The sequence below is a fragment of the Pseudomonas sp. GNP013 genome (genome assembly GCF_054343995.1).
On sequence record NZ_JBTGUT010000001.1, the window covers coordinates 3567983 to 3592385 of the forward strand.

The window sequence follows — 24403 nt, forward strand, 5'->3', positions numbered from 1 at the left end:
GAACATCATGAGCAAGATCGCAATCATCGGGGCCACTGGCCGTGCGGGCAGTCAATTGCTGGAAGAGGCGCTGCGGCGCGGGCACAGCGTGGTGGCCATTGCGCGCAACACCGAAAAACTCGCCGCGCAGCCAGGCGTCACCGTCAAACGAGTGGACGCACTCGACGCACAGGCCTTGCAACAGGCCATCAGCGGCAGCGACCTGGTAATCAGCGCCGCGCACTTCGCCACCCTGCCCGCCAGCGCCGTGATCGGGCCGGTGAAACAGGCCGGAGTACACCGCCTGCTGGTGGTCGGCGGCGCCGGTTCGCTGCTGCTGCCGGACGGTGGACGGGTGATCGATAGCGCCGGCTTCCCTGAGGAATATCGCGCCGAAGCCAGTGCAGGGGCTGAGTTTCTGGAAGCGCTGCGCCAGGAGAAAGAGCTGGACTGGACCTTTTTGTCGCCATCGGCCGAATTCGTGGAGTCTGCGCGCACAGGTACATTCCGCCTGGGTCAGGATGAGCTGCTGGTCAGCGCCGAAGGACGCAGCTGGATCAGCTTTGCTGACTACGCCATTGCACTGATCGACGAAGCGGAAACCCCAAGGCACTCGCGCCAACGCTTCACCGTCGGCTACTGATACACCGCGGTTAAACATGTGGGAGGGGGTTTGCTCCCGATGGCGGCGGGTCAGTTGAGACGTCTTTGGCTGACACACCGCTATCGGGAGCAAGCCCCCTCCCACACTTTGATTGGCGGTGGCTCAGGCCGCAGTTTTTCAATAGCTCCAGTGATTTTCTGATTTGCCGCCCTCCCCCAGCACGTGGCCTGATTCGCCCTAGTTCATTCAAGGCAGGCTCATGCAAAACGTGCAGACGAAACCCTCCACCGCCGTATGGCTGGTGATCAGTGTGATCCTGATCGCCCTCAACCTGCGCCCGTCGATGGCGGCCGTGGGGCCGTTGCTGGCGTCGATTCGCGCCGATGTGCCATTGAGCTTCAGCGACGCGGCGTTACTGACCATGCTGCCGGTGATGACCATGGGCCTGGCGATGTTCGTGGGCATGGGCCTGGTCAGGCGCTTTGGCGAGCACCGCAGTGTTGTCGCGTCGTTGCTGCTGATTGGCGTGGCGACGTTGTCGCGGCTGTTCCTCGATTCCGCGCTGGAGCTGATTGTCAGTGCAATGGCCGCCGGTATCGGAATTGCGCTGATCCAGGCACTGATGCCGGCGCTGATCAAGTCACGGTTCAGCACGAATGTCTCGCTGTTCATGGGGTTGTACGTCACTGCAATCATGGGCGGCGCGGCGCTGGCGGCGTCGCTGTCCCCGTTCGTGCAAATGTACACTGGCAGCTGGCGCGCAGGCCTCGCGATCTGGGCCGTGCTCGCGCTGCTGGCGGTGCTGGCCTGGTGTGCACAACGCGCGGCGCTACCCGCCCTGCCCCAGGCGGGTTCCGACACGCAGCGAGGTTTTTTCGGCAACGCCCGGGCCTGGCTGCTGGCGCTGTTTTTCGGCCTCGGCACCGCCTCCTACACCTGCGTGCTGGCCTGGCTGGCGCCTTACTACGTCGAGCAGGGCTGGAGCGAACAGCACGCCGGGCTGCTCCTGGGTTGGCTGACCGCCATGGAAGTGGTGTCCGGCCTGATCACCCCGGCCATCGCCAATCGTCGCGAGGATAAACGCGGCGTGGTCGCGGTGCTGCTGGTGCTGATCATCCTCGGTTTCTGCGGCCTGATCCTCAAGCCTCAGCACCTGAGTCTGTTGTGGCCTTGCCTGCTCGGCCTGGGCATCGGCGGGCTGTTTCCGATGAGCCTGATCCTCGCCATGGACCACCTCGACCACCCGCGCCGTGCCGGCAGCCTCACCGCCTTCGTGCAGGGCATCGGTTACCTGATCGCCGGCCTGTCGCCGCTGCTCGCGGGGATGATCCGCGAACGCTCGGGCAGCTTCACGTGGGCCTGGTGGTCGCTGACTGCGGTGGTCGTGGTGATGCTGCTGATGGTCACGCGCTTCAATCCACGGCACTACGCCCGACATATTCGCTGAGGTCGTGTTGTGGACATTATTTGTCCCACGACAAACATAGAAACGCCCTACAGAACTTTCTATTGGCACGACCGTTCCGTTAAGCTTTTGCACTGTCGTGTACTGAGTTCGGTACCGAAGGTTAGCGGACGGAACCGATGCTAAACAGTAACTTGCTCAGAAAACTCGATATGCAGGACCTGATGGTGTTTATCGCCGTCTACGACCAGAGCAGCGTTACCGACGTGTCTGAGACGCTGTTCGTCAGCCAGTCCACCGTGAGCTACAGCCTGAAGAAACTGCGCACCAGTTTCGAAGATGAGTTGTTTATCAACACCCGCGCGGGCATGCGTCCTACGTCCAAGGCCACGACCATGTACGGCCATGTGCAGAGGATCCTCGAAAGCATCAACCTGTGCCACGCCGGCGACCAGCCGTTCGACCCTGCGCAGAAGGCCGTAACGTTCAACGTGTGCGCCCCGGAATACTTCGAGCAATTGATCCTGCCGCGCCTGTTGAAGGACTTCGACCGCGCCGACCTGCCGGTGATCGTCAATGTGCAGCGACTCGAAACCGACATTCCCGCCGACGACCTGCGCGACGGGCGCCTGGACCTGGTGATCTGCTTCGGCCCGCACTTTCATCGCGCACACAAGGACTTCAAGACCCAGATGCTGCTGGAGGACGACCTGGTGTGTGTGTTCGACAAACGCGCGGCGCCGCCGGAGCCGGCGTTCAGCCTGCAAGCCTTCGTGGCCCGGCGCCACGTGTTCCCTACGCCGTGGACCTCGGCCACCAACATGATCGACGGCTGGCTCGCGCGCCAGGCCCACAAGCGCCAGGTGGTCGCGCGCGCCAACAGTTACAGCGCCGCGTTGAAGATGATCACCGGCACCGACTTCATCGTTACCCTGCCGCGCCGCGTGCAGAAGCTGCTGGCTCCCGCCACGGTGTTCGGCCACTGCGAGGCGCCGAGCGGTTTGCCGGGGTTTACGCTGGATATGCAGTGGAAGGAAGCCGGCGCGCAGGACAGCGCCAACAGCTGGTTTCGCGAACAAGTGGTCAAGGCCTGCGCCGACCAGGGCTTGCTCTAGAGCGGCGCGGCCAACCCGCGATCGCTCATGAACGCCTCCAGCCGCGAGCGCACCCAGCGCTCGGCCGGGTCGGTGTCCACGTGGCTGAGCCAGACCATGGACAGGTCCAGGGTTGGCGTCTGAAACGGAAACGGCTCGCAGAACAGTTTGCCCGACACCGCCATGGCTTCGGCGGTGTAGTCCGGCAGGCTGGCAATCAGGTCGGTGCCGGCCAGCAGCGCCGGCAGCGCACTGTATTGCGGCACCGACAGCACCACTTGGCGCTTGCGGCCGATTTCTGCCAGCCACTCATCGGCAAACCCTGCCACGTTGGCGGTGTGGGACACCAGCACATGGGGACGTGCGCAATATTCGTCGAGGGTCAGCGGCGTTTGCGAGGCGTCGGCGCGCAGGATGCGCGGGTGGATATGGCGCAACAGCTTGCGCTTGGCATTGGCCGGCAGGCCGCGGGTCTGGGTGATGCCGACGGTGATGTCGCCGGACGCGAGCAGGTCGGGAATGCGCCAGTAGTCGACATGCTGCACCACAAACACCACCTGCGGCGCCTCCTGGCGCAGGCTGCGCAGCAACGGCGGCAGCAGGCCGAATTCGACGTCATCGGACAGGCCGATACGAAAGGTCATGGTGCTGATGGACGGGTCGAAATCGTGGGTCAGGCTCAAGGCCGACGATAAGGAGTCCAGGGCCGGCGACAGGTGCTGGATGATTTCTTCGGCACGCGCCGTGGGCTCCATGCGGTGGCCCACGCGAATGAACAGCGGGTCATTGAACAAGGTGCGCAAACGGTTGAGCGCCGAACTGATGGTCGGCTGGCCAAGAAACAGCTTCTCGGCCACCCGCGTTACATTGCGCTCGAGCATCAACGCTTCGAAGACCACCATCAGGTTGATATCGGCCTTGCGTAATTCATTGCGATTCATCGGCGCCTGCCCCTTCCCCACGACAAGCCGCAGTGTAGAAAGCGCCGGGGCCGGCGTCTATGTACGCGGCGCATTCAGCCCGAATCAAGGGCCGCCGATGATCAGGGTGAGGTGTGGGCACAGTAGAACGCGCCGAAAGCTCACATCCAGACGGGAACGGGCTTTAGGGGTGGCGCCGAGGATTGATAGCGAACGCACATCAATCTATCCAAATTTGTCACTTATCATTTCTAAATGTGTCAGCCACTATCTCGGGTCTTAAGCGAAACAAGCACTTTAAAAAGAACGCTGGAGACACAAAACCATGACAAGCCCTTCCCGGCCCGCCTCTGCCTCCTCGAAAGTTGGCGCGGTTTTTCGCGTTACTTCGGGTAACTTCCTCGAACAGTTCGACTTCTTCCTGTTTGGCTTCTACGCCACCTACATCGCTGCCGCGTTCTTCCCCTCTGCCAATGAGTTCGCATCATTAATGATGACCTTCGCCGTATTCGGCGCCGGCTTCCTGATGCGCCCGCTCGGCGCCATTATTTTGGGTGCTTATATCGATGACGTGGGTCGTCGCAAAGGCCTGATCCTGACCCTGTCGATCATGGCCAGCGGCACGCTGTTGATCGTGCTGGTGCCGGGTTACCAGACCATTGGCCTGTGGGCCCCATTGCTGGTGCTGCTGGGTCGCCTGCTGCAAGGCTTCTCGGCCGGTGCGGAACTGGGCGGTGTATCGGTTTACCTGTCGGAAATGGCCACACCGGGCCGCAAGGGTTTCTACACCAGCTGGCAGTCGGGCAGCCAACAGATCTCCATCGTGGTCGCCGCCGCACTGGGCTACGGCCTGAACGTGTGGATGGAACCTGCGGTGGTGGCCGATTGGGGCTGGCGCATTCCGTTCGCCCTGGGCTGCGTGATCATCCCGTTCATCTTCATCCTGCGTCGCAACCTGCAGGAAACCGAAGAGTTCGCCAACCGCACGCACCGCCCGACCATGCGTGAAGTGATGGCGACCCTGGTGAAGAACTGGACCGTGGTCATCGGCGGCATGCTGATGGTGGCCATGACCACCACCGCGTTCTACCTGATCACTGTGTATGCGCCGACCTTCGGCAAGACCGTGCTGCAACTGAGCACCTCGGACGCCCTGCTGGTGACCTTGCTGGTGGCCATCTCCAACTTTATCTGGCTGCCGATCGGCGGCACCTTGAGCGATCGCTTCGGCCGCAAGCCGGTGCTGCTGGCCATGACCGTGCTGACTGTGCTGACCGCTTACCCGGCGCTGTCCTACGTGGTCAACGCACCGAGCTTTGCGCACATGCTGGAAACCCTGCTGTGGTTCTCCTTCCTCTACGGCATGTACAACGGCGCGATGATTCCGGCGCTGACCGAAATCATGCCAGTGGAAGTGCGCGTGGCGGGCTTCTCCCTGGCTTATAGCCTGGCGACGGCGATCTTCGGCGGGTTCACCCCGGCGATCTCGACCTGGTTTATCCATATCACCGGCGACAAGGCCTCGCCGGCCTACTGGATGATGTTTGCCGCGCTGTGTGCGCTGTGTTCGACCCTGGCGCTCTATCGTCGCGCCAACGCCCGCGGGCAAGTGATGCAAGGAGCGGTGTAATGAAGTTTTTCGCTAAAACCCTGACCGCCCTGGCCCTCAGTGCCCTGGCGCTGACGGCCCAGGCCGAACAACTCAAGGTGATGACCTCCGGTGGGTTCACCGCTGCCTACAAATTGCTCGGCCCGCAATACGCCAAGCAAAGCGGCGACACCCTTGACACCATCCTCGGCCCGTCCATGGGCAAGGCGCCGGAAGCGATTCCCAACCGCCTGGCCCGTGGCGAACACGCCGACGTGGTGATCATGGTCGGCTATGCGCTGGATGAGCTGATCAAACAGGGCAAGGTCGACCCGGCCTCCCGTGTGGAACTGGCGGACTCGCGTATTGGCCTGGTGGTCAAGGAAGGCGCGGCAAAGCCTGTGATCAACACCGATGCGGACCTGAAGGCGGTGCTGAGCAAGGCCAAGTCCGTGGCCTATTCGGACAGCGCCAGCGGCGTGTATGTCGAGAAAGAGCTGTTCAAGAAACTCGGCATGCCGGCCAAGGGCACGATGATCGAACGCGCGCCAGTGGCCGAACAGGTGGCCAAGGGTGATTACGAAGTGGGCTTGCAGCAGGTGGCGGAATTGTTGCCGGTCAAGGGCGTAACCTTTGTTGGCAAGCTGCCGGAAGACGTGCAATCGGTAACGCGCTTTGCGGCCGGTATCCCGGTCAACGCCGAACACAAGGATGAGGCCAAAGCGCTGCTCAAATTCCTCGCCTCCCCCGAGGCGCAACCGGTGGTGCAATCCACCGGCCTGGACTCGGTATCACGCTGACCGAAACGGCATCTCCCGCACCAACCGTTCCAACTCCAGCGCCGCTGGCGGCAATGTCCGCCCGCGGCGTTTTATCAAGCCCACGTTGCGCATCACCTGCGGTTCCACCAGCGGCACACTCACCAAAATCGGGTGCTCGCACGCCGGCATCGCAATCGATGGCACCATCGCCACGCCCAATCCCGCCTCCACCAGCCCGATCATCGTGGTCACGTGGTGCGTCTCGCAGATGCTCGGTTTTTTCACCCGCACCCCACGCAGGGCCTGGTCCAGCAGGAAGCGGTTGCCCGAGGTCTTGTCCACCGTGATGTAGTCGTGCTCGTAGGCTTCGGCCCAGCTTACGCTCGCGCGTTCGGCCAACGGGTGATCACGCCGGCAGGCCAGCACGTAGCGCTCCTGCAGCAGCAACTCGAACTCCACCTCATCGGCCAGGCTGCCGCTGAAACTCACGCCAAAATCCGCCTCGCCGCTTTCCACCGCATTGCACACCTCACCCGCACTGGCATCGAGCACCCGCAGGCGGATCTTCGGATACAGCTTGTGGAACTCGGAGATCACGTGGGGCATGAAGTAATACGCCGTGGACGGCACGCAGGCGATGGTCACGTGGCCCATGCGCGTGGAGGCGACATTGCTGATGCCCATCAGCGCGATGTCGAGGTCGTCGAGCATGCGCTCGACCTGCGGCAGGAACGCGCGGCCAACCATGGTCAGGCTGACGCGGCGCGTGGTGCGCTCGAACAACTTCACGTCCAGCGCCGATTCGAGTTTTTCGATGCGCCTGCTCAGGGCCGGTTGCGAGATGCGGATGGCCTCGGCGGCGCCGCGAAAGCTGCCCTTGTCCACCACGGCGCGGAAGGCTTGGAGGTCGTTGAGGTCGAAGTTGATGATCACGGGTCGACTGCTGGCTCAGAGTGAATCGCGATACTACCTTACAGGCACGGTTCACGCGCAGTCAGCCCGGCTGGGCGTTGCCATTGGATTCGCTGAAAAACGTTCCGAGCAATGCAATTTAGTATAAATTGCCATCACTTTATTCATGGCTTAAAGGAGATTACCCGTGGCAACTCTGCAGGCAAAAACGGTCCAGGCATTGCAAGACAATCGCATTGACCTGCTCAACGAATGGACGCACAGCCTGGAGGCCACGGGCGCCACACGCAACCTCAAGGGGGACGACGTCAAGCAACAGACCGGCGAGTTCCTCAACCTGCTCGCCGACGCGCTGCACAACGGCGGCTCGCAAAACATCAATCACGAAAACTGGGCACAGACCCGGCTGTTCCTGGAGAAACTGTCCCACAGCCGTGCGCTGATCGGCCAGGATTCCCAGCAGACCGCCAGCTTCATTTTCGCCCTCAAGGGCCCGGTGTTCGCCCTGCTGCAGCGCGAATACGCCAGCGACGGCGCGCAACTGGCCGAACAACTGTGGGAAGTGTCGGAACTGCTCGACGGCCTGGGCATGCACACCATCCGCACGTTCCAGAAGTCCCGTGAAGCGGTGATCAAGCGTCAGCAGGAAGAACTGCTCGAGCTGTCCACCCCGGTGGTCAAGCTGTGGGACGGCGTGCTGGCCCTGCCGATGATCGGCACACTGGACTCGCAACGCACCCAGGTGGTGATGGAATCGCTGCTGCAGCGCATCGTCGACACCGGTTCCGAAATCGCCATTATCGACATCACCGGCGTGCCGACCGTCGACACCCTGGTGGCCCAGCACCTGCTCAAGACCGTTACCGCCATCCGCCTGATGGGCGCCGACTGCATCATCAGCGGCGTGCGTCCGCAAATTGCCCAGACCATCGTGCACCTGGGGCTCGACCTGCAAGGCGTGGTGACCAAGGCCAACCTGGCCGACGCTCTGGCGCTGGCCCTCAAGCGTCTGGGCGTCAACGTCAGCAAGGCAGTCTGAGCATGGAACGCATCCCTATTTTGCAGATGGGCGAGTTTCTGCTCGTGACCATCCAGGTGGACATGCACGACCAACTCGCGCTGACCCTGCAGGACGACCTGTCGGAACGCATCAGCCGCACCTCGGCGCGCGGCGTGTTGATCGATATTTCGGCGTTGGACATGGTCGACTCGTTCATCGGGCGCATGATCGGCACCATCTCGGGCCTGTCGCGCATCATGGACGCGCAGACGGTGCTGGTGGGCATGCAGCCGGCCGTGGCCATCACCCTGGTGGAACTGGGCATGAACCTGCCGGGCGTGGCCACCGCATTGAACGTGGAGCGCGGCATGAAGCTACTGCGCGACCGGGTTGAACACTCATGATCGAAGCCAGCAGCGGCACGCATCCCGTGCTGATCGAACAGGACGTTGTGCTGGCGCGACAATTGGTACGCAGACTGGCCCAGGAATGCGGCATGCGCCTGATCGACCTGACCAAGCTGGTCACGGCCGTCAGTGAGCTGGCGCGTAATACCGTGGTGTACGGCGGTGGCGGCTACATGGATTGGGCGGTGGTGGAAAAAGACCTGCGCCCCGGCGTGCGCCTGACCTTTCGCGACGAAGGCCCGGGCATTCCCGACCTCAAGCTGGCGATGACCGATGGCTGGACCTCCGGCGGCGGACTGGGCCTGGGCCTGACCGGTGCCAAGCGCCTGGTGGACGAATTCGAACTGGATACCGCGCCGGGTAAAGGCACCCGCGTGACGATCACTCGATGGTCCTGAATATCCACAGTGCACTGACCCAGGTGTTATTGGTCGAGGACGTCAGCCAGGTGGGCTACGCGCGCCGCACGGCGCAACTGCTGGCCGAGCAACTGGGCTTTGACGAAACCGACGCCGGGCGCGTGGCACTGGTGGCCACCGAGCTTGCCAGCAATATCCTCAAGCATGCCGATCACGGCCAGTTGCACCTGCGCGCCACCGGCAACGGCGGCGTGGAGATGATTGCCGTGGACCGCGGCCAGGGCTTCGATCTGGACAGCTGCCTGGTGGACGGTTTCTCCACGGGCGGCACCCAGGGCATCGGCATGGGCGCGATTTCGCGCCTGGCCCAGGTGTTCGATGTGCATGCCGACGCGCGTGGTACAGCGATGCTCGCGCGCCTGTATCCGCGAGCCTCGGCTGCCCGCGACATCCGCTATGGGGTCAGCCAGCATTCGTTGCACGACGACCCGCATTGCGGCGACGCCTGGCACCTGATGGTCGAGCCGGGGCGCTTCAGCGTGATGGTGGCCGATGGACTGGGCCATGGCATCGATGCCGAGCGCGCCGCGCAGGCCGGTGAGGCGGTGTTTGCGCAGGACGCATTTCTCGACCCAGGCGTGCTGATGAACGACCTGCATGTGGGCATGAGCGGCACCCGCGGCGGCGCTATGGCGATTGCTCAATACGACGCCTCGGCCGACACCCTGCGCTTCACCGGTATCGGCAACATCGGCGCCAGCCTGATCGGCCACGGCAAGTCTCGGGGGCTGGCCTCCCATCCGGGGATCGTCGGCGTGCAATATCGCAAGGCCCAGCCCTTCGACTACGCTCAAGTGACCGGCCAGTTGCTGATCCTGTACAGCGACGGCTTGCAGTCACGCTGGAACCTTGCCGATTACCCGGGCCTCGTACACCGCCACCCGGCCCTGATCGCCGCCATTCTGCACCGTGATTTCTGTCGCGGCCGCGATGACGTTACCGTATTCGTGATTGCCCTGGAGGCTATCAATGGCTGAAACCACTGCCTCCCTTGCCGATGAAGTCAAACGCCTGCGCCTGGAAGGGGACGCCCTGCGCGCCGAACTGGACGAGACCAACCAGGGCGTGCTGGCGCTGTATGCCGAACTCGACATGCAGGCCGACCAACTGCGCCAGGCATCGGACCTCAAGAGCCGCTTCCTGTCGTACATGAGTCATGAATTTCGCACGCCGCTGGGTTCTATCCTGAGCATCACCAGCCTGTTGGCGGATGAACTCGATGGCCCGCTGAGCCCTGAACAACACACCCAGGTCGGGTTTATCCGCAGCTCTGCCCGCGAGCTGCGGGAAATGGTCGATGACCTGCTGGACCTGGCCAAGATCGAGGCCGGGCGCATTTCCATCTCGCCGGCGTGGTTCGACATGTTCGACCTGTTCTCGGCGCTGCGCGGGATGTTCCGGCCCATCGTCGATGCCTCGTCGGTGGACCTGATCTTCGAAGAGCCGGCCGGCCTGCCCAAGCTGTATACCGATGACAAGAAGCTGGCGCAGATCCTGCGCAACTTCATCTCCAACGCGCTCAAATTCACCCTGCAAGGCGAGGTGCGGGTTTCGGCCGGCATGGAGAACGACCGCGAGATCCGCTTTGCGGTGCAGGACACTGGCCTGGGCATTCCCGCCGAGCTGCACAACAACCTGTTCGAAGACTTTTCGCAGATCGATTCTCCGCTGCAAAAACGCCTGCGCGGCACTGGCCTGGGCCTGTCGCTGTGCAAACGCTTCGCCGAACTGCTGGGCGGCCGTGTGGGTGTGGAAAGTACGCCCGGCGTGGGCTCGCTGTTCTATGTGATCATCCCCCTGTCCATCGCAAACGAGAACGTCGATGAAGCGTGACATTCGATTACTGATCGTCGACGACAACGCCGCCACGCGCTATGCCCTGCGCCGCCGCCTGGAGCGTCACTATGGTCATGTGCTGGAAGCCGGCACCGGCCAGGATGGGCTGGACCTTATCGCTCGCGAAAAAATCGATGCGCTGATCCTGGACGTCAACCTGCCGGACATGAGTGGCTTCGATATCGTGCGTCGCTTGCGCGCTGACCCGTCCACCGCGTTGCTGCCGGTGGTGCATGTGTCGGCGGCGTCCATCGAGACCGGCGACATCATCACCGGCCTCGACGCCGGGGCCGACGCTTACCTGATCCACCCGGTGGACCCGGATGTGCTGCTGGCGACCCTGCGCACACTGCTGCGGGTGCGTGACACTGAATATGCGCTGCGCGAAAGCGAGGCGCGCTTTCGCGAGATTTTCTTCAATATCAGCGCGCCGATTGCGGTGATGGACGCGCAGCTCAAAGTCCATGAATGCAACCACGCCTTCGCGCAATTGATTCATGACAACCTCAACCCCGACGCCCTGCTCGAATGCTTCGCCGACGGCCAGGGCGCCGTCATCGGCGAACTGTGCCAGCGCCTGTCGGCCGGCGAGCGCTGGAAAGGCACACTGCAGTTGAACGTGAATGGCGAGCTGCGCGAGACCGAGTGGCAGATTTCGCCGTACAACCGCGCCGAGCTGAGCCTGGTGTTCGTGGAGGACGTCACCGAGCATCGTCACCGCGAGCGCCATCAGCAGGCCGAACTGGCCAATGCCACGCGCCAGTTGGCCCGCACCGAAGCGCAACTGCTGCAGGCGCAGAAGATGGACGCCCTGGGCAAGCTCACCGGCGGCATCGCCCACGACTTCAACAACCTGCTGACCGGGATCATCACCAGCCTGGAGCTGATCAAAAAACGCATCGAGAGCCAGCGCACCGAGAAGGTTTTGGGTTACGCCGATGCGGCCCTGAGCTCGGCGCTGAGCGCGGCCGGCCTGACCAATCGCCTGCTCGCCTTTGCCCGCCAGCAGCCGCTGGACACGCGCCCCATCGACATCAACGCGCATATCCGCTCACTCGAAGAACTGCTGATGCGCACCATTGGCGAACACATCGCCCTGAAGCTGGAGCTGACCAGCAACCCGGCGGTGGCGCTGGTGGACCCGATCCAGCTGGAAAGCGCGGTGCTCAACCTGGTGATCAACGCCCGCGATGCCCTGCCCCAGGGCGGCATCATCTGGGTCACCACTTACCCGGCGTATTCCAATGGCAACCTCAAACTGGAAAACGGCCCCTATATTGCGCTGTCGGTGCGCGACAATGGCGTGGGCATCGACCACAGCGTGATCGACAAAGTGTTCGACCCCTTCTTCACCACCAAGCCGGTGGGCCAGGGCACGGGACTGGGTCTGTCGACCATCTACGGTTTCGCGCGCCAGTCCGGCGGCGATGCGCAGATCCGCAGCGTCACCCGCCAGGGCACCGAAGTCACCATCATGCTGCCGGCCGCCGAAGGCCCGGCCACCCTGGCAACAAAACTGCTGGCGGTGCCTGGATTGAGCCAGGGTGAGCACATTCTGATTGTTGAGGACATGCCTTCGGTGCGCAGCTTTGTCGCCGAAGTGCTGATGGATGCCGGCTACCAGTGCAGCCTGGCCGCCGACGGCGACGAGGCCATGGTGACCCTGCAGGCCGACCCGAGCATCGACCTGTTGCTGACCGATTACGGCCTGCCGTATATGACCGGCCGTGAACTGGCCGACCATGCACGCCTGCTGCGCGCTGACCTGCCGATTCTGTTCATGACCGGCTACGCGGAAAATGCGGCCAATCGTCAGAGCTTTCTGGGCGAGCGCATGGACTTGATCACCAAGCCGTTTCATATCGATGAGCTGCTGGAGAAGATTCGCCAGGGGGTGGAGCGCCAGGTCTAGGCCGACGCTCCACAGGCCCTACAAGCGGAACCGCGCCACGGCGTCGTTGAGCGCTACCGCCAGACGCGCCAGCTCCTGGCTCGAACCGCTGACCTGCCCGGCGCCGGACGACGATTGCGCCGACAGGTCACGGATATTCACGATGTTGCGGTCGACTTCCTTGGCCACCTGGGCCTGCTCCTCGGCCGCACTGGCAATCACCAGGTTGCGCTGGTGAATCTCATCGATCGAATCGGTGATCCGACTCAGCGCGCCACCGGCCCCTTCGGCCAGGCTCAAGGTCTCGGTGGCGCGCTGGGTGCTTGACTGCATCGACGCCAGCGCATCGTTGGAGCCGGTGCGCATGGCGGTCACCATCTGGTCGATCTCCAGGGTCGATTGCTGAGTGCGATGGGCCAGTGCCCGCACCTCATCGGCCACCACCGCAAAACCACGCCCGGACTCACCCGCACGCGCCGCCTCGATGGCGGCGTTAAGCGCCAGCAGGTTGGTCTGCTCGGCGATGGAGCGAATCACGTCGAGCACCTTGCCGATGTCCCGCGATTGCTCGGCCAGGTTCTGCACCAGGGTCGAGGTCTCGCCAATGTTGCTGCTCAGGGCCTGAATCGCGCTGACTGTTTCGCCAACGCGGTGCTGGCCTTCGCGCGCGGTTTCATTGGAAAGCCTGGTGGATTCGGAGGTCGACACCGCATTGCGCGCCACCTCGTCGGCGGCCGAGGTCATCTCGTTGACCGCCGTAGCCGCCTGTTCGATCTCTGCCGTTTGCTGTTGCAGGCTGCGGCTGCTCTGGTCGGTGATGCCATTGAGGTCGGTGGCCGAGGCGGACATTTGCACCGCAGACTGGCGAATCAGCTGCAAGGTATCGCGCAGGTTGCCTTGCATCGATTGCAGGGCGACGAGCAAGCGGGTGACCTCGTCGTCGCCGCTGACTTCGACGGTCTGGGTCAGATCGCCGCGTGCGACGTTTTCCGCAGCGCGCATGGCCTGTCCCAATGGGCCGACGATGCTGCGCGTGAGCAGCCAGGCCAGGGCCACGGTGCTCACGCCGGCCAGGATCACAAAACCGAACACCATGGTGAGCGAGCGGCTGTACTGCGCCTCCGCCGCCTGGCCCAGCTGGTTGATCTGGCCGTTGTAGTAGTCGCTGAGCGCATTGAGCTGGGCCCCGGAGCCATCGACCACAGTTTTCATATCCACCAGCAGCAGCTTGTTGAGTTCAGCGCCCTGCTGCTTGTCGGCCAGCACAAACGACTGCGCCAGCCCTTGCTGGTACTGGCGCAGCGAGACCTGGAACTGGTCGTAGAGCGCACGCACCTCAGGCGTGTCGACCAACGCGTCGAGCTCGGTCAGCTTCTTCGTCAGGTCCTGGCTGCGGGTGTCCATCTGACCGCGGTAGGTTGAAAGGTTAGCCGGGTTGGGGTCCAGCGCCATGCGCAACGAAATCGTGCGGATGCGCAGCATGATTTCGCGAATATCGGCCACCAGCCGCATCTTCGGCACCAGCCCACTCTCCACCTGCACCGCCCGGGCGCGAATACTCGCCATGTTCGACAGCGCGAAAAAGCCCAGCAGGGCCACGAGCAAAGCAATCAAGGCAAAACCCAGACCGGCACGGCGGGCGATGGACAGGCTGCGAAGGGACATTTTAAGGGCTCTTATTGGGGGGGGGATACGACATCGTATGACAGGGTTTCGGCCTGACAGGCCTGGACTTGAGGGGGTAAATCGGAAATAAACAATCCTGAATATCCGATGTGGATTCGAGCTGGAAGCATCACATCGATCACACTGATGATGACTATCGAAACGACCGCCTGCCGATTTGCCGACGGTCATCCCTATAATCCCCTCCCAAATCCCTCCCCCCGCCTGACGACAGGCGACATTCATCCTTGGAACCCAACACCATGCCAAGTGCCAGCCAGGCCTCCAGCGGCCTTCCCGAACATAATCAACAGAGCGTCAAGCAGCAGTGGCTGGCGATTCTGTCGGTTGCCGTGGGCGCATTCGCCCTGGTGACCAGCGAGTTTCTCCCGGTGGGCGTACTCAACGACGTCGCCAGCGACCTGGGCATCACGGCCGGCCACGCCGGGCTGATGGTGACCCTGCCCGGCATCATGGCGGCCCTTGCCGCGCCGTTTCTGTCGGTGAGCATTGGCGCGATGGACCGTCGCTATCTGCTGATCAGCCTGACGCTGATCATGATCATCGCCAACGGTATCGTGGCGTTTGCCAGTGACTTCAACGTGCTGTTGATCGGGCGTGTCCTGCTGGGCATCAGCATCGGCGGCTTCTGGGCCACAGCCATCGCCCTCAGCGGCCGCCTGGCGCCCAGGGGCGTCGACGTGGCGAAGGCTACGTCGATCATCATGATGGGCGTGACCCTGGCCACCGTGCTCGGTGTACCGGTGGGCACCTGGCTCAGCGGCCTGATGGGCTGGCGCATGACCTTTCTGGTCACCGCCCTGATGGGCGTGCCGGTGCTGCTGGCTCAGGTGCTCCTGTTGCCGCGGCTCAATCCGGAAAAAGCGATTCGTGTCAGTGACCTGCCGGCGTTGTTTTACAACCCGCAGGCGCGGGTGGGCCTGATTGCGGTACTGCTGATCGGCCTGGCACACTTTGCTGCTTACACCTATGTCGCGCCGTTCTTCAAATACAGTGCCGGCTTCGATGGGCCGACCATCAGCTCGTTGCTGCTGCTGTTTGGTGTGGCCGGCGTGGCGGGCAATGTATTCGCCGGTTTCGCCGCCAATCGCAGCGTGCGCAACACCCTGCTGCTGGTCGCGCTGATGATCGGCACCAGCACCGCGCTGTTCCCCCACTTCGCCACCGGCATGACCGGCGCCGCGATGCTGATCGCGCTGTGGGGCTTCGCATTCGGCGCGTTCCCGGCGTGCTCGAGTATCTGGATGTTCGTGGTGGCACCCAAGGATGTGGAGCGTGGCATGCCGCTGTTTGTCGCGCTGTTCCAGGTGATCATTGCCCTGGGCTCTTTCTTCGGCGGGCGCATCGTCGACCAGATGGGCAGCTCGGTGCTGTTGAGCCTCGCCACGGTATTGGTAGGCTTCGGGTTTGTGACGGTGCTGGTGTTGGGAAGGAATGTCAGTAACCGCCTGGTGGCGCAACCGGCCTGACGGGTAACTGTTGAAAAGGCCTGCCGAACGATGCGTTTGGCGGGCCTTTTTTTTGGGGGGCGCAGAGGTATTCGATCTGGAAAAACCTGGTAAAGAGAATGCCCGCACTGAAACTTGCGCGCGCAAGCCTGCGAGCTAGCCTCAAACGTGTCGCCGCTGTGGCGACCTACTGTCAGGGAGCTTATATGCCAACGCGATATCGTGATGCGGTTACAGGGGAATACGTGACGGAGGGTGAGGCCAAAAAAAGGCCGAGGGAGACGGTGAGGGAAACGGATAAAAAACCGTCGAAAAAATCGGAGGGTAAAAAGTAACGTCATTGTTTTAGCATGGGCTATGCAGATCTACCTTTACCCTTTTCGGAATAACTCTCCATGACGCCGGTTGAAATCAATGCATTCATTGAACGATGGCCCACTCTGGGCCTCACGCCTGTTGAGGCCTGGCGGGTGGCACAAGACTGTGAAAACCAGGTGATGGCGTTGCTGGAACGCCTCGGCAAGGGTTATCGGCGTCATGGAAACTGTGCCATCCACGAAAGTGCGGTTGTCGAGCAAGGCGCTGTGCTGAAGGGCGCGATCATCATCGGCGAAGGATCCTTCGTGGCGGCGGGCGCTTATCTGCGCGCAGGGGTGTACCTGGGCAAGAATTGCATCATCGGCCCAAGCTGCGAGCTTAAAAGCAGCTTCATGCTGGATGGGAGCAAGCTGGCACACTTCAACTTTGTCGGTGACTCGTTGCTTGGCGAGGACGTAAATATCGAGGCCGGTGCGATCATTGCCAATTACCGCAACGAACTGAACGGGGATCAAATCAAAATCCGTTATCTGGATCAGGTGATCGAGACGGGCGTAAACAAGTTCGGTGCCCTGGTGGGAGACGGCTGCAAGATTGGCGCAAACGCCGTTATTGCTCCTGGCGCGCTGTTGCGGCCCGAAAGTCATGTGCCTCGTTTGGGATTGGTTGACCAGTTCGCTTACGATTGAACGGCTCGACGCTGGTCAGAGTTAAACGCAGGGGCTTCGTCTTGTTCAATAATGGCGGAGAGATAGGGATTCGAACCCGACATGCCCATCCCCCAACCCGCTCTAAGCCCAGGATTCTCTAGCATAACGTCGCATTACGCATTAACGTGTAGCTGACTAGCTACCAAGGAGAGGTACAAAATGGCTTTCGACGCCTTTATTAAGATCGCAGACATCCCTGGTGAAGCGTTAGACGAAAATTACAAAAAATGGATAGAAATCAACGGTTATAACTTCGGCGTCAGTCAAAGCACCTCCGCCACTGCCAGTTCCTCGGGCGGCGCGTCATCTGGCCGTACCACCATGACCAATTTCACTTTCACAAAACACTTGGATAGCGCCAGTTGCAAGCTAATGGAAGCCAGCTGCGCAGGCCAGCACTTGAAGGAAGTTAAGCTGGTGTTATGTCGTGCAGGGACCGATAAGCTCAAATACTACGAGGTGGTGCTCGAAGAAGTAATCATCGCTGATTATACCCAGAGCGCCAGCTCCGGCATCCCCATGGAAATCGTACAACTCAACTACGGTCGCATCAAAACAACCTATACCCTGCAGAAGCGTGTCGATGGTACAGCGGGCGGTAACACGACCGGCGGATGGGACCGCATCAGCAATAAAAAGTATTCGTGAGTACGCCCATGTCCGAAGCGCTATCCTTTATCAATCCCAGAACGCAGACTTTCGACTCTCTGAAAGCTAGTCTTGCATTGCAAAAAAATACCAAGGCCAAGTTCGTTTCCCTCAACTCCCACATCTCGAGCGGAGTTGTCCTCGCAGGTGAACTGGTGATTGTGGGCGATGCTTCCACACCATCGTCTACTGCCCACGAAGCCTTCCTGATGGCAAAGGCTGCCGAGGTGCATACAGCGTTGCTGGTTCACGGGGTGGATGCGGATGATTTTTTTCTTGATAATTTTGAGCTGCTCAAGCAGGCAATCTCCTATACGTCCATGGGTATAGGCGCTACAAGTGATGGCTGGGCAAAGCATATAGACGAGATCAAAAAAACGCTTAAAGCCATCGAAAAGCTTTATCGGGAGCACATGGGTTCCGGCAGCATGACTCAACGAGACTCCTTCTATGCCAAGCGAACAGAATTATTCATGAAGCTGGATAAACAGCTAAATAGTTTTCTGTCTTATGGATCCGGACTGCGCAACGAAGGCTCTACCAAACGATTGCTCGGGCTCTCAACTAAAAGCTATATGCACACCGGAGAAATCGCAGGATACGCTGACAAAATATCTGGCGTGGCCATGGCCTCTAAATGGATAAAAAGAGGGGCCTATATTGGGACCGCGCTTGAAGTAGGCTCCACCGCACTATCAATCCGTAACGCTTGTGCGTTAGGACGCGAGGAACAGTGCAGGAGGGCAAAATATGTTGAGGGGAGCTCTCTGGTGGGGAGTATCGCCGGAGCGGGCGGCGGAGGCGCTCTCGGCGGCCCCATAGCCGGCGCCATATGCTTGGTAGGCCTAGGTATTACAACAGGTGCAGGTGCATTGGCCTGCACCGTGATAGGAGGTGCGGCTGGCGGATGGGTGGGAGGCGAAGGGGGTCAGTGGATCGGAGAGAAGATTGGGGAGTATATATATGGGAAAGTTATAGAATGACAAACATCCCAATCGGCTTGCTGGGTCTTTTTATAATAATACCCATGATTGTTAACTTAATCGCAACAGCGGTGATTGCGCACAAATATGTTGAGACCATAGAAAATCTTCTACCAAACTGTTCTTTTGTATCAACGATCAGAGAGGCATGGTCGGGCGGAGGTTTGCTCGGAAAATTCATCAGAGGGGGCGTAATAGCAATAGTCATGATGATGCCGAATCTCTGCGCCAAAAAAGGTATCGTTGATATCGATGAGATGAGTAGACTACCTGCCTTCTACAAAGGGTTATTGATAATCCCTATGCTTATAACCTTAACGTTATTTACCGCAATGATGGGATTAAGGATCGCTGGATATCTATTAGGTCTTTGAATTTATCCAATAGTTGATTGTGTAGTTACCATGTCGACAAGGCCGTCGGCGGCGTCAAAAACCAGGGACCTGGCCTTATCAAGCCGCTTGACGATCAATAATCCAGGCACTTCCTCGGTTGCAACTGCGTGGCTTCGCGCGGCGCGCCAGATAATAAGGATGCTTCAATCTCCGGGCTGTTCTGGCTCGTGGGCAGAGTTGGCCAATGGCTCGCCTATGTCCTCGATTTTTTCGGCCTCGGCTTTCTCCTGGGCCTGACGCTGATCTTCAGCCTGATGCTGAGCCTGGTGCCAGCGCGATATCTGCCGGTCAACCGCCTGGTCTTAGTCCAAGGCTGACATTTTGTGTTGCGGGAAGTCCTGCACGGCATCCCAAGCGGCCTGATCAAGGCGAAGCACATCGCGGTGCATCTTATAGCGAAGCTGGTCGTGCAGGATGGACTGAACGAACCCGGGGGTATACATCAGGCGCCGTTTCCGCGGGCAGGCCGATCAGCTTCATTGAGGCGTCAAATGCAGCCGCCTTTGCGGTAAGCGGGGTCTGGACATCCTGAAGCCTTGTCGCATGTTGGTCCGCCTGGTACCAGAAGTTGCGGCTGAATCGCTAAACATCGATCAACGCGTAAAGATGGAAGCGAATGCTCGACACTACGAGTTATTGCGAGACGTCGCATTCAGCCTGATGCTGCCGATCAAGGTGCGTGACTTCTACGGCAATCTGCTTATTAGGGACGACCTGGACAGCGAGCTTGATCGTGTCATGAGAGCTTTCGCCGTCGGCGCGGATGTGCAGCAATGAAGCGCCTGATGGAACGCCTGTATCTCTCCCTCCCGACCTAGCTTGAAAGATTGATCCCACCCCCTTCAGGTAGGTGTATACCGGAATGAAGATTGAAGTGTAATACCTCCACAGGCCACGTCCTGCAAGGGTTTCAGCTCACACCGTCATGCACGCCAGAATGCGAACACCCACGGCGAACGCATCGAGTACCCCCGTCTACACTTAACACGTAGCCCTAAATCGAGCGGGCCTCTTCTGCCTTTAATTCAGGTAGTTAACTCACACTGTCACAGAGCGTCGTACAGCGCCAACAAGACACTCTGATACAACATCAAACCTCGCCAACACAACCTGATCACACGTCACCAGCAGCGTCACAGCAGGTCACAAAAGGCAGGCCGTGCGTAGGATGTCCGTCACTTATTTCTACTTTTCCCAGCTTTTAAAACAGGGTGACCGAGTTGGCGTTAAGAGGCTATGCGGCTAACCCCGATTTCCAAACGCCACGCCTCATCATTATTTTCCTCAGCCAGATTCGTGGCGTTTCGGAGAGTGCAACCTCCCTCCGGGCGGCGGCTGAAATTTCGTCTGGAAAATGCCTTTGCCATATGCCCATCAGACAATTGCTGCACCCGAACGGTAATGGCAAGATGATGCCTTCTGATCAAGGAAGAAAAAATGGCACTCATCGCGTGTTACGAATGCTCCAAAGAAATCAGCGATACCGCCCAGTCGTGCCCCGGTTGCGGCGCTCCAGTAAATTCGAAAAATCGACCAGCCAGCTCAAGGCCATACCAACCGACACTTCGCATGGTTAGCCTTCCGCTCTTTCTTGGGAACGTTGTACTAGCCCCAATCTTCGTGTGGTTCCTGCTCCGTAAAGGCTACTCGACTCAGGCTAGAGTGATCGGGTTTGTGTGGCTTTTCGTTTTCATCTTCTGGCTCCCGCTCAGCTCCAAGTCTCCAGACAAAACTCAAGTAGCATCATCAGCAAGCACCAGCTATTCAGCCTCCCGCCCTGTGGATCAGCACCCCGAAAGCACTGCGACATATGCGCAGGTAAACGCAGATGTAGGATGCAAGAGTACGTACAGCGATCAGAAGAAAGACGACATCTTCAAGGCCAAGTACAAAGACCACTGGATGACATGGAGCGGTCAAATCGTCCTGTTGGAATCTGACGAGGTTTCGTTGAACGTAGATCACGTCGGGACTCAAGACCTAAAGGTCGAATTCGCGGACAAGACCGCTGGATACAATCTTGCTAAGGGTAGTGAACTGAAGGTGAGATTCTTGATGAAGAGTCCTGGCGGTTGCTTCCTACCTTTCGGCGGACGAGACGCAACAGTAGTCCGATAGCACCGGTTTCAGAACGCCACACCCCGACCATCACTTCCTCAATCTTTACCACACAGGGACGAATTGTGAACGACCGTCACGCCGCAGGCATCGTTGCCGCCCTTCTGCTGTTGATGCTGTTAATTCTGCTTTTGTACAACTCGCAATTTGGCTTCGTCCCCTCAGACTCGAAAGGGGACTGGGGTACGTTTGGAGACTACTTCGGCGGCATCCTGAACCCGATTATAGGCATGCTTGGTTTTATAGGAATCTTGCGGTCTCTCCGCATGCAACAGTTCCAACTTAACAACATGAAGCACGACAAACTCGCTGAAGAAGTATTGGAAGCCGTAAAGGATATCGACAAACGGATTAACGAGAGTCTAGCTTCGAGCGTTGGATTCGTTAGAACAACCGTTCCTATTGTCAGAGACACTGAGCTTTTCATTTCCCACATGGTCGCCGAGGGCCAGAGGGGTGCAAAGAGACTTGGCGATTCAAAGGGTTACTCCGACTTCATGAAGACCAGCAATGAAGCAGGTTCTGTTGTCGGCGTTGCTGTAGCTGATATACGCGCACTCGTTGTCCAGATGGCCGACCTAGTCACACACCACCCGAGTAATTCGATGAATGAGTACAGCCCAGTGCTGTTCTACTATGTGAGCAAGACGGCTAAGCTGATCCCAATGCTGAAGGATATCGGCGGGATGCCGGAAACCACTGCGGCCTTTTACGAGCATGAACGGTGGACTCGCCATCGAGCACCAACGTCCAGCTAGCAGGCCGGCTATTTGCCACCATGCAGCGTTAATGTGGTGGTTGTGCCCCTGGATTACTACCACGTAAAAGGAAGTGAATATGAGTGAAGCATGGAACCTGGAGGCGCTGAGGGCACAGGTTAAGATTCGCCAGCCTGACACAAGCAAAAGGCTTATTCAGATCATCAATTCGCTTGGTCGATCACGGGATATCTTCACATACCATAAGTGTCTCGCCCGCGATGCCTTCAGCGCATTCAACACCGAAAACGACCCTGACGGAATAAAGTTTGCCCAGCGAATACTTGGATGCGATGACGATGATGGTGTCGTTCATGAAGCTGGCTTAGTCAGCGAAGCCAACCTGATTGCCTGCGTTGCAATCACTCGCAATTCGTACGATAGCTTTGGGCAGTTACTGAATGGCCTTGTGGTTCCCGTGCCGCTCACAGGCAATTTCTACATCCACAACGTCAAAGACGCCCTTCCCGCTGGAGAGCTTAAAGATCGCCTGAATGACGCCCTCACGTCAGAATGGTTTGGGTACACACACGCCTTTATGAACATGGTCAAGCACCATCGGTTGATCGTTCATAATCCGTCAATTTCATTCATAGACGACAACAGGGGCGGCAAGGTCGAGGGCTTTAGCCACAAGAAGAAAGATTATCTGGCGTGTTGGGTTAGGGAGGCGCTGGAGGGAACCGTGGAGCTTCAGAACTCACTACGGGCATGCGGGGTACTGCTCAATCGCATGTACATCCGGGGAAACCCGCAAAACCTGCTGAACTGAGTAGTACAAACGAGTAGTACAACCCAAAAATAAAAACCCCCGTAACTCATTGAATTACAGGGGCTTTCTGAAAATGGCGGAGAGATAGGGATTCGAACCCTAGGTACCGGTGAAGGTACAACGGATTTCGAATCCGTCCCATTCGGCCACTCTGGCATCTCTCCAACGGCGCGCATCATAACAGCATGGTTCGTGGATGCAAAGCGCCGGGGCGATTTTTTTCCGTGCTATCAGATGCTTGCGTCGATTACAGCGGTACGCCGAGGCGATTGGCGACTTCTTCGTAGGCTTCGATGACGTCACCCAGGCCCTGGCGGAAGCGGTCCTTGTCCATCTTCTTGCGGGTGTCCTTGTCCCACAGGCGGCAGCCGTCCGGGCTGAATTCGTCGCCCAGGACGATGGAGCCGTCGTGGAACACGCCGAACTCCAGCTTGAAGTCCACCAGCAGCAGGCCTGCGTCGTCGAACAGTTTGCTCAGCACGTCGTTGACCTTGAGGGACAGCTCCTTCATGCGCGCCAATTGCTCAGCGGTGCCCCAGCCGAACGCCACTACGTGGGATTCGTTGATGAACGGGTCGCCCTTGGCGTCGTCCTTGAGGAACAGCTCGAAAGTGTAAGGGTTGAGCTTGAGGCCCTCCTCCACGCCCAGGCGCTTGACCAGGCTGCCGGCGGCGTAGTTACGCACGACGCACTCCACCGGGATCATGTCGAGCTTCTTCACCAGGCATTCGTTGTCGCCCAGCAGTTTGTCGAATTGGGTCGGAATACCGGCTGCTTCGAGTTTCTGCATGATGAAGGCGTTGAACTTGTTGTTCACCATGCCCTTGCGATCAAGTTGCTCGATGCGCTTGCCGTCGAACGCCGAGGTGTCGTTGCGAAACAGCAGGATCAGGCGGTTGGCGTCGTCGGTTTTGTACACCGACTTGGCTTTGCCGCGGTAGAGTTCTTCACGTTTTTCCATGATGGGCTCCGCTTTGAGTGAGGTGGGCTAGGCGATGTGGCGCCAGTCGAGCCCTGAATCTTGATCGGCCAGTTGCAGCCAGTCCGGGTCGCACCCGAGGGTGTCGACGAAACATTGCCGGGCAAGCTGCGGCAGGTTGTTCTTGCTGCTCAGGTGGGCCAGGACCAGGTGCTGCAGGTCTTGCCAGCCCAACTCATACACCAGGTACGCCGCCTGATGGTTGTTCAAATGCCCGAGTTCGCCACCTACCCGCTGCTTGAGAAAGTAGGGGTAATGACCGCGCGCCAGCAGGTCCCGACAGTGGTTGGACTCGATCATCAACGCATCGAGGTCGCGATAACCGTCCAGCACCTTGGCGCAGTAGGAACCCAGGTCGGTCAGCACGCCGAAACGCCGCTGGCCGTCACTGAAGACATACTGCGTGGGTTCCTGGGCGTCATGGGCGACTGCGATCACATCGATGCTCAAGGCGCCGATGTGCAGTTGCTCACCGCCGGCCAGGAAACCTGCAGGTTCAATGGGTTTGCGCATCCCGCGCAGGGTGCCGCGACTCAGGTACACAGGAAGATTGTAGCGCCGAGACAGCAAACCCACGCCATGCACGTGGTCGGCATGTTCGTGGGTCACCAGAATCGCGCTCAGCTGCGCGGGGTGAACCCCCAGGCGCAGCAGGCGCCGCTCGGTTTCCCTCAGCGAGAAACCGCAATCGACCAGCACGTACGTGTCGTCATGAGCGACCAGCGTGCCGTTTCCCTGGCTACCGCTGCCGAGAACGGCAAAACGCATCGGA

General features: G+C 59.7%; 25 protein-coding genes, 1 tRNA gene and 1 pseudogene. 20 read left to right on the forward strand and 7 right to left on the reverse strand.

The features are described 5' to 3' along the window. Positions 1–7 precede the first annotated feature (7 nt). The 3 genes from ACXX81_RS15560 to ACXX81_RS15570 all read left to right on the forward strand — a co-directional run bounded on the left by ACXX81_RS15560 (position 8) and on the right by ACXX81_RS15570 (position 3103). Positions 8–622 (forward strand): NAD(P)-dependent oxidoreductase, encoded by a 615-nt coding sequence (locus tag ACXX81_RS15560; protein WP_458571997.1) that lies wholly within the window; start codon positions 8–10, stop codon positions 620–622. Between the two features lie 220 nt (positions 623–842). Next, complete coding sequence (locus ACXX81_RS15565; RefSeq protein WP_209989997.1) at positions 843–2030, forward strand: cyanate transporter; 1188 nt, start codon at positions 843–845, stop codon at positions 2028–2030. Positions 2031–2167: 137 nt separating this feature from the next. Next, the gene (locus tag ACXX81_RS15570; RefSeq protein WP_209989995.1) at positions 2168–3103 is read left to right on the forward strand and encodes a LysR family transcriptional regulator; all 936 of its coding nucleotides are present in this window, start codon (positions 2168–2170) and stop codon (positions 3101–3103) included. Here the strand turns inward: ACXX81_RS15570 and ACXX81_RS15575 are convergent. Then, positions 3100–4023 carry a LysR family transcriptional regulator gene (locus ACXX81_RS15575; RefSeq protein ID WP_003233981.1) on the reverse strand — a complete coding sequence of 308 codons (924 nt, stop codon included), beginning with the start codon at positions 4021–4023 and terminating at the stop codon, positions 3100–3102. The genes ACXX81_RS15570 and ACXX81_RS15575 overlap by 4 nt on opposite strands. 304 nt (positions 4024–4327) lie before the next feature. Here ACXX81_RS15575 and ACXX81_RS15580 point away from each other — a divergent pair, with 304 nt between their 5' ends. Next, on the forward strand, positions 4328–5632 hold the full coding sequence (locus tag ACXX81_RS15580) for an MFS transporter (protein WP_209989993.1): 1305 nt from the start codon (positions 4328–4330) through the stop codon (positions 5630–5632). Next, positions 5632–6390 (forward strand): substrate-binding domain-containing protein, encoded by a 759-nt coding sequence (locus ACXX81_RS15585; protein WP_458571998.1) that lies wholly within the window; start codon positions 5632–5634, stop codon positions 6388–6390. The genes ACXX81_RS15580 and ACXX81_RS15585 overlap by 1 nt, the downstream gene beginning before the upstream one ends. On the opposite strand, the gene ACXX81_RS15590 is transcribed toward ACXX81_RS15585, so the two are convergent. Next, positions 6382–7284 (reverse strand): LysR family transcriptional regulator, encoded by a 903-nt coding sequence (locus ACXX81_RS15590; protein WP_231422102.1) that lies wholly within the window; start codon positions 7282–7284, stop codon positions 6382–6384. The genes ACXX81_RS15585 and ACXX81_RS15590 overlap by 9 nt on opposite strands. 166 nt (positions 7285–7450) lie before the next feature. On the opposite strand from ACXX81_RS15590, the gene ACXX81_RS15595 reads away from it, so the two are divergent. From ACXX81_RS15595 to ACXX81_RS15620, 6 genes are read left to right on the forward strand one after another with little or no spacing between them, the layout of a single operon-like run. Continuing rightward, the gene (locus ACXX81_RS15595; protein WP_231422101.1) at positions 7451–8302 is read left to right on the forward strand and encodes an STAS domain-containing protein; all 852 of its coding nucleotides are present in this window, start codon (positions 7451–7453) and stop codon (positions 8300–8302) included. 2 nt (positions 8303–8304) lie between these two features. Further along, positions 8305–8667, forward strand: a complete 363-nt coding sequence (locus ACXX81_RS15600) for an STAS domain-containing protein (RefSeq protein ID WP_003233973.1) — start codon at positions 8305–8307, stop codon at positions 8665–8667. After that, the gene (locus ACXX81_RS15605; RefSeq protein ID WP_209989985.1) at positions 8664–9068 is read left to right on the forward strand and encodes an anti-sigma regulatory factor; all 405 of its coding nucleotides are present in this window, start codon (positions 8664–8666) and stop codon (positions 9066–9068) included. The genes ACXX81_RS15600 and ACXX81_RS15605 overlap by 4 nt, the downstream gene beginning before the upstream one ends. Beyond that, entirely contained in the window at positions 9059–10066 is a 1008-nt protein-coding gene (locus ACXX81_RS15610; RefSeq protein ID WP_209989983.1) for an ATP-binding SpoIIE family protein phosphatase, read from the forward strand. Before ACXX81_RS15605 ends, ACXX81_RS15610 begins: the two co-directional genes overlap by 10 nt. Next, positions 10059–10922, forward strand: coding sequence for a sensor histidine kinase (locus tag ACXX81_RS15615; protein ID WP_209989981.1), 864 nt, complete (start codon positions 10059–10061; stop codon positions 10920–10922). The genes ACXX81_RS15610 and ACXX81_RS15615 overlap by 8 nt, the downstream gene beginning before the upstream one ends. Next, the gene (locus tag ACXX81_RS15620) at positions 10912–12837 is read left to right on the forward strand and encodes a response regulator (RefSeq protein WP_458571999.1); all 1926 of its coding nucleotides are present in this window, start codon (positions 10912–10914) and stop codon (positions 12835–12837) included. Before ACXX81_RS15615 ends, ACXX81_RS15620 begins: the two co-directional genes overlap by 11 nt. 18 nt (positions 12838–12855) lie before the next feature. Here ACXX81_RS15620 and ACXX81_RS15625 read toward each other — a convergent pair whose 3' ends face one another. Then, positions 12856–13719 carry a methyl-accepting chemotaxis protein gene (locus ACXX81_RS15625; RefSeq protein ID WP_416350661.1) on the reverse strand — a complete coding sequence of 288 codons (864 nt, stop codon included), beginning with the start codon at positions 13717–13719 and terminating at the stop codon, positions 12856–12858. Continuing rightward, positions 13711–14727: pseudogene (locus ACXX81_RS15630) on the reverse strand (MCP four helix bundle domain-containing protein); the annotation flags it as partial. The gene ACXX81_RS15625 and the pseudogene ACXX81_RS15630, both read right to left, overlap by 9 nt. A 17-nt stretch (positions 14728–14744) precedes the next feature. On the opposite strand from ACXX81_RS15630, the gene ACXX81_RS15635 reads away from it, so the two are divergent. From ACXX81_RS15635 to ACXX81_RS15675, 9 genes are all read left to right on the forward strand, one after another. After that, positions 14745–15971: an MFS transporter gene (locus tag ACXX81_RS15635; RefSeq protein WP_209989973.1), complete on the forward strand. Its 1227-nt coding sequence runs from the start codon at positions 14745–14747 to the stop codon at positions 15969–15971. 374 nt (positions 15972–16345) lie between these two features. Continuing rightward, entirely contained in the window at positions 16346–16957 is a 612-nt protein-coding gene (locus ACXX81_RS15640) for a DapH/DapD/GlmU-related protein (RefSeq protein WP_458572000.1), read from the forward strand. Between the two features lie 180 nt (positions 16958–17137). Next, positions 17138–17626: an Hcp family type VI secretion system effector gene (locus tag ACXX81_RS15645; protein WP_458572001.1), complete on the forward strand. Its 489-nt coding sequence runs from the start codon at positions 17138–17140 to the stop codon at positions 17624–17626. Positions 17627–17634: 8 nt separating this feature from the next. Then, positions 17635–18609, forward strand: coding sequence for a hypothetical protein (locus ACXX81_RS15650; protein WP_458572002.1), 975 nt, complete (start codon positions 17635–17637; stop codon positions 18607–18609). Beyond that, positions 18606–18983 carry a hypothetical protein gene (locus ACXX81_RS15655; protein WP_458572003.1) on the forward strand — a complete coding sequence of 126 codons (378 nt, stop codon included), beginning with the start codon at positions 18606–18608 and terminating at the stop codon, positions 18981–18983. Before ACXX81_RS15650 ends, ACXX81_RS15655 begins: the two co-directional genes overlap by 4 nt. A 128-nt stretch (positions 18984–19111) precedes the next feature. Further along, positions 19112–19321 (forward strand): hypothetical protein, encoded by a 210-nt coding sequence (locus ACXX81_RS15660; protein WP_458572004.1) that lies wholly within the window; start codon positions 19112–19114, stop codon positions 19319–19321. A 289-nt stretch (positions 19322–19610) separates the two neighbouring features. Then, a complete protein-coding gene (locus tag ACXX81_RS15665; protein ID WP_458572005.1) occupies positions 19611–19781 on the forward strand; it encodes a hypothetical protein in 171 nt (56 codons plus the stop codon). Between the two features lie 1406 nt (positions 19782–21187). Then, complete coding sequence (locus tag ACXX81_RS15670) at positions 21188–21880, forward strand: methyl-accepting chemotaxis protein (protein ID WP_458572006.1); 693 nt, start codon at positions 21188–21190, stop codon at positions 21878–21880. A gap of 79 nt (positions 21881–21959) precedes the next feature. After that, positions 21960–22652, forward strand: coding sequence for a hypothetical protein (locus ACXX81_RS15675; protein ID WP_458572007.1), 693 nt, complete (start codon positions 21960–21962; stop codon positions 22650–22652). 74 nt (positions 22653–22726) lie between these two features. Here the strand turns inward: ACXX81_RS15675 and ACXX81_RS15680 are convergent. The 3 genes from ACXX81_RS15680 to ACXX81_RS15690 form a co-directional block, all read right to left on the reverse strand. Beyond that, positions 22727–22816: transfer RNA gene (locus tag ACXX81_RS15680), tRNA-Ser, on the reverse strand. 83 nt (positions 22817–22899) lie between these two features. Further along, the gene (gene purC / locus ACXX81_RS15685; protein WP_003211975.1) at positions 22900–23613 is read right to left on the reverse strand and encodes a phosphoribosylaminoimidazolesuccinocarboxamide synthase; all 714 of its coding nucleotides are present in this window, start codon (positions 23611–23613) and stop codon (positions 22900–22902) included. Positions 23614–23640: 27 nt separating this feature from the next. Continuing rightward, entirely contained in the window at positions 23641–24399 is a 759-nt protein-coding gene (locus ACXX81_RS15690) for an MBL fold metallo-hydrolase (protein ID WP_209989962.1), read from the reverse strand. Positions 24400–24403: the final 4 nt, after the last annotated feature.

Excerpts from the sequence above, each read along its gene's own strand:
- ACXX81_RS15580 (WP_209989993.1), top strand. The coding sequence starts at position 4,328 with ATGACAAGCCCTTCCCGGCCCGCCTCTGCCTCCTCGAAAGTTGGCGCG.
- ACXX81_RS15650 (WP_458572002.1), top strand. The coding sequence starts at position 17,635 with ATGTCCGAAGCGCTATCCTTTATCAATCCCAGAACGCAGACTTTCGAC.
- ACXX81_RS15610 (WP_209989983.1), top strand. The coding sequence starts at position 9,059 with ATGGTCCTGAATATCCACAGTGCACTGACCCAGGTGTTATTGGTCGAG.
- ACXX81_RS15585 (WP_458571998.1), top strand. The coding sequence starts at position 5,632 with ATGAAGTTTTTCGCTAAAACCCTGACCGCCCTGGCCCTCAGTGCCCTG.
- ACXX81_RS15640 (WP_458572000.1), top strand. The coding sequence starts at position 16,346 with ATGACGCCGGTTGAAATCAATGCATTCATTGAACGATGGCCCACTCTG.
- ACXX81_RS15690 (WP_209989962.1), bottom strand. The coding sequence starts at position 24,399 with ATGCGTTTTGCCGTTCTCGGCAGCGGTAGCCAGGGAAACGGCACGCTG.
- ACXX81_RS15600 (WP_003233973.1), top strand. The coding sequence starts at position 8,305 with ATGGAACGCATCCCTATTTTGCAGATGGGCGAGTTTCTGCTCGTGACC.
- ACXX81_RS15655 (WP_458572003.1), top strand. The coding sequence starts at position 18,606 with ATGACAAACATCCCAATCGGCTTGCTGGGTCTTTTTATAATAATACCC.
- ACXX81_RS15665 (WP_458572005.1), top strand. The coding sequence starts at position 19,611 with ATGGAAGCGAATGCTCGACACTACGAGTTATTGCGAGACGTCGCATTC.
- ACXX81_RS15575 (WP_003233981.1), bottom strand. The coding sequence starts at position 4,023 with ATGAATCGCAATGAATTACGCAAGGCCGATATCAACCTGATGGTGGTC.
- purC (WP_003211975.1), bottom strand. The coding sequence starts at position 23,613 with ATGGAAAAACGTGAAGAACTCTACCGCGGCAAAGCCAAGTCGGTGTAC.
- ACXX81_RS15675 (WP_458572007.1), top strand. The coding sequence starts at position 21,960 with ATGAGTGAAGCATGGAACCTGGAGGCGCTGAGGGCACAGGTTAAGATT.
- ACXX81_RS15620 (WP_458571999.1), top strand. The coding sequence starts at position 10,912 with ATGAAGCGTGACATTCGATTACTGATCGTCGACGACAACGCCGCCACG.
- ACXX81_RS15565 (WP_209989997.1), top strand. The coding sequence starts at position 843 with ATGCAAAACGTGCAGACGAAACCCTCCACCGCCGTATGGCTGGTGATC.
- ACXX81_RS15625 (WP_416350661.1), bottom strand. The coding sequence starts at position 13,719 with ATGCAAGGCAACCTGCGCGATACCTTGCAGCTGATTCGCCAGTCTGCG.
- ACXX81_RS15635 (WP_209989973.1), top strand. The coding sequence starts at position 14,745 with ATGCCAAGTGCCAGCCAGGCCTCCAGCGGCCTTCCCGAACATAATCAA.
- ACXX81_RS15570 (WP_209989995.1), top strand. The coding sequence starts at position 2,168 with ATGCTAAACAGTAACTTGCTCAGAAAACTCGATATGCAGGACCTGATG.
- ACXX81_RS15605 (WP_209989985.1), top strand. The coding sequence starts at position 8,664 with ATGATCGAAGCCAGCAGCGGCACGCATCCCGTGCTGATCGAACAGGAC.
- ACXX81_RS15560 (WP_458571997.1), top strand. The coding sequence starts at position 8 with ATGAGCAAGATCGCAATCATCGGGGCCACTGGCCGTGCGGGCAGTCAA.
- ACXX81_RS15645 (WP_458572001.1), top strand. The coding sequence starts at position 17,138 with ATGGCTTTCGACGCCTTTATTAAGATCGCAGACATCCCTGGTGAAGCG.
- ACXX81_RS15615 (WP_209989981.1), top strand. The coding sequence starts at position 10,059 with ATGGCTGAAACCACTGCCTCCCTTGCCGATGAAGTCAAACGCCTGCGC.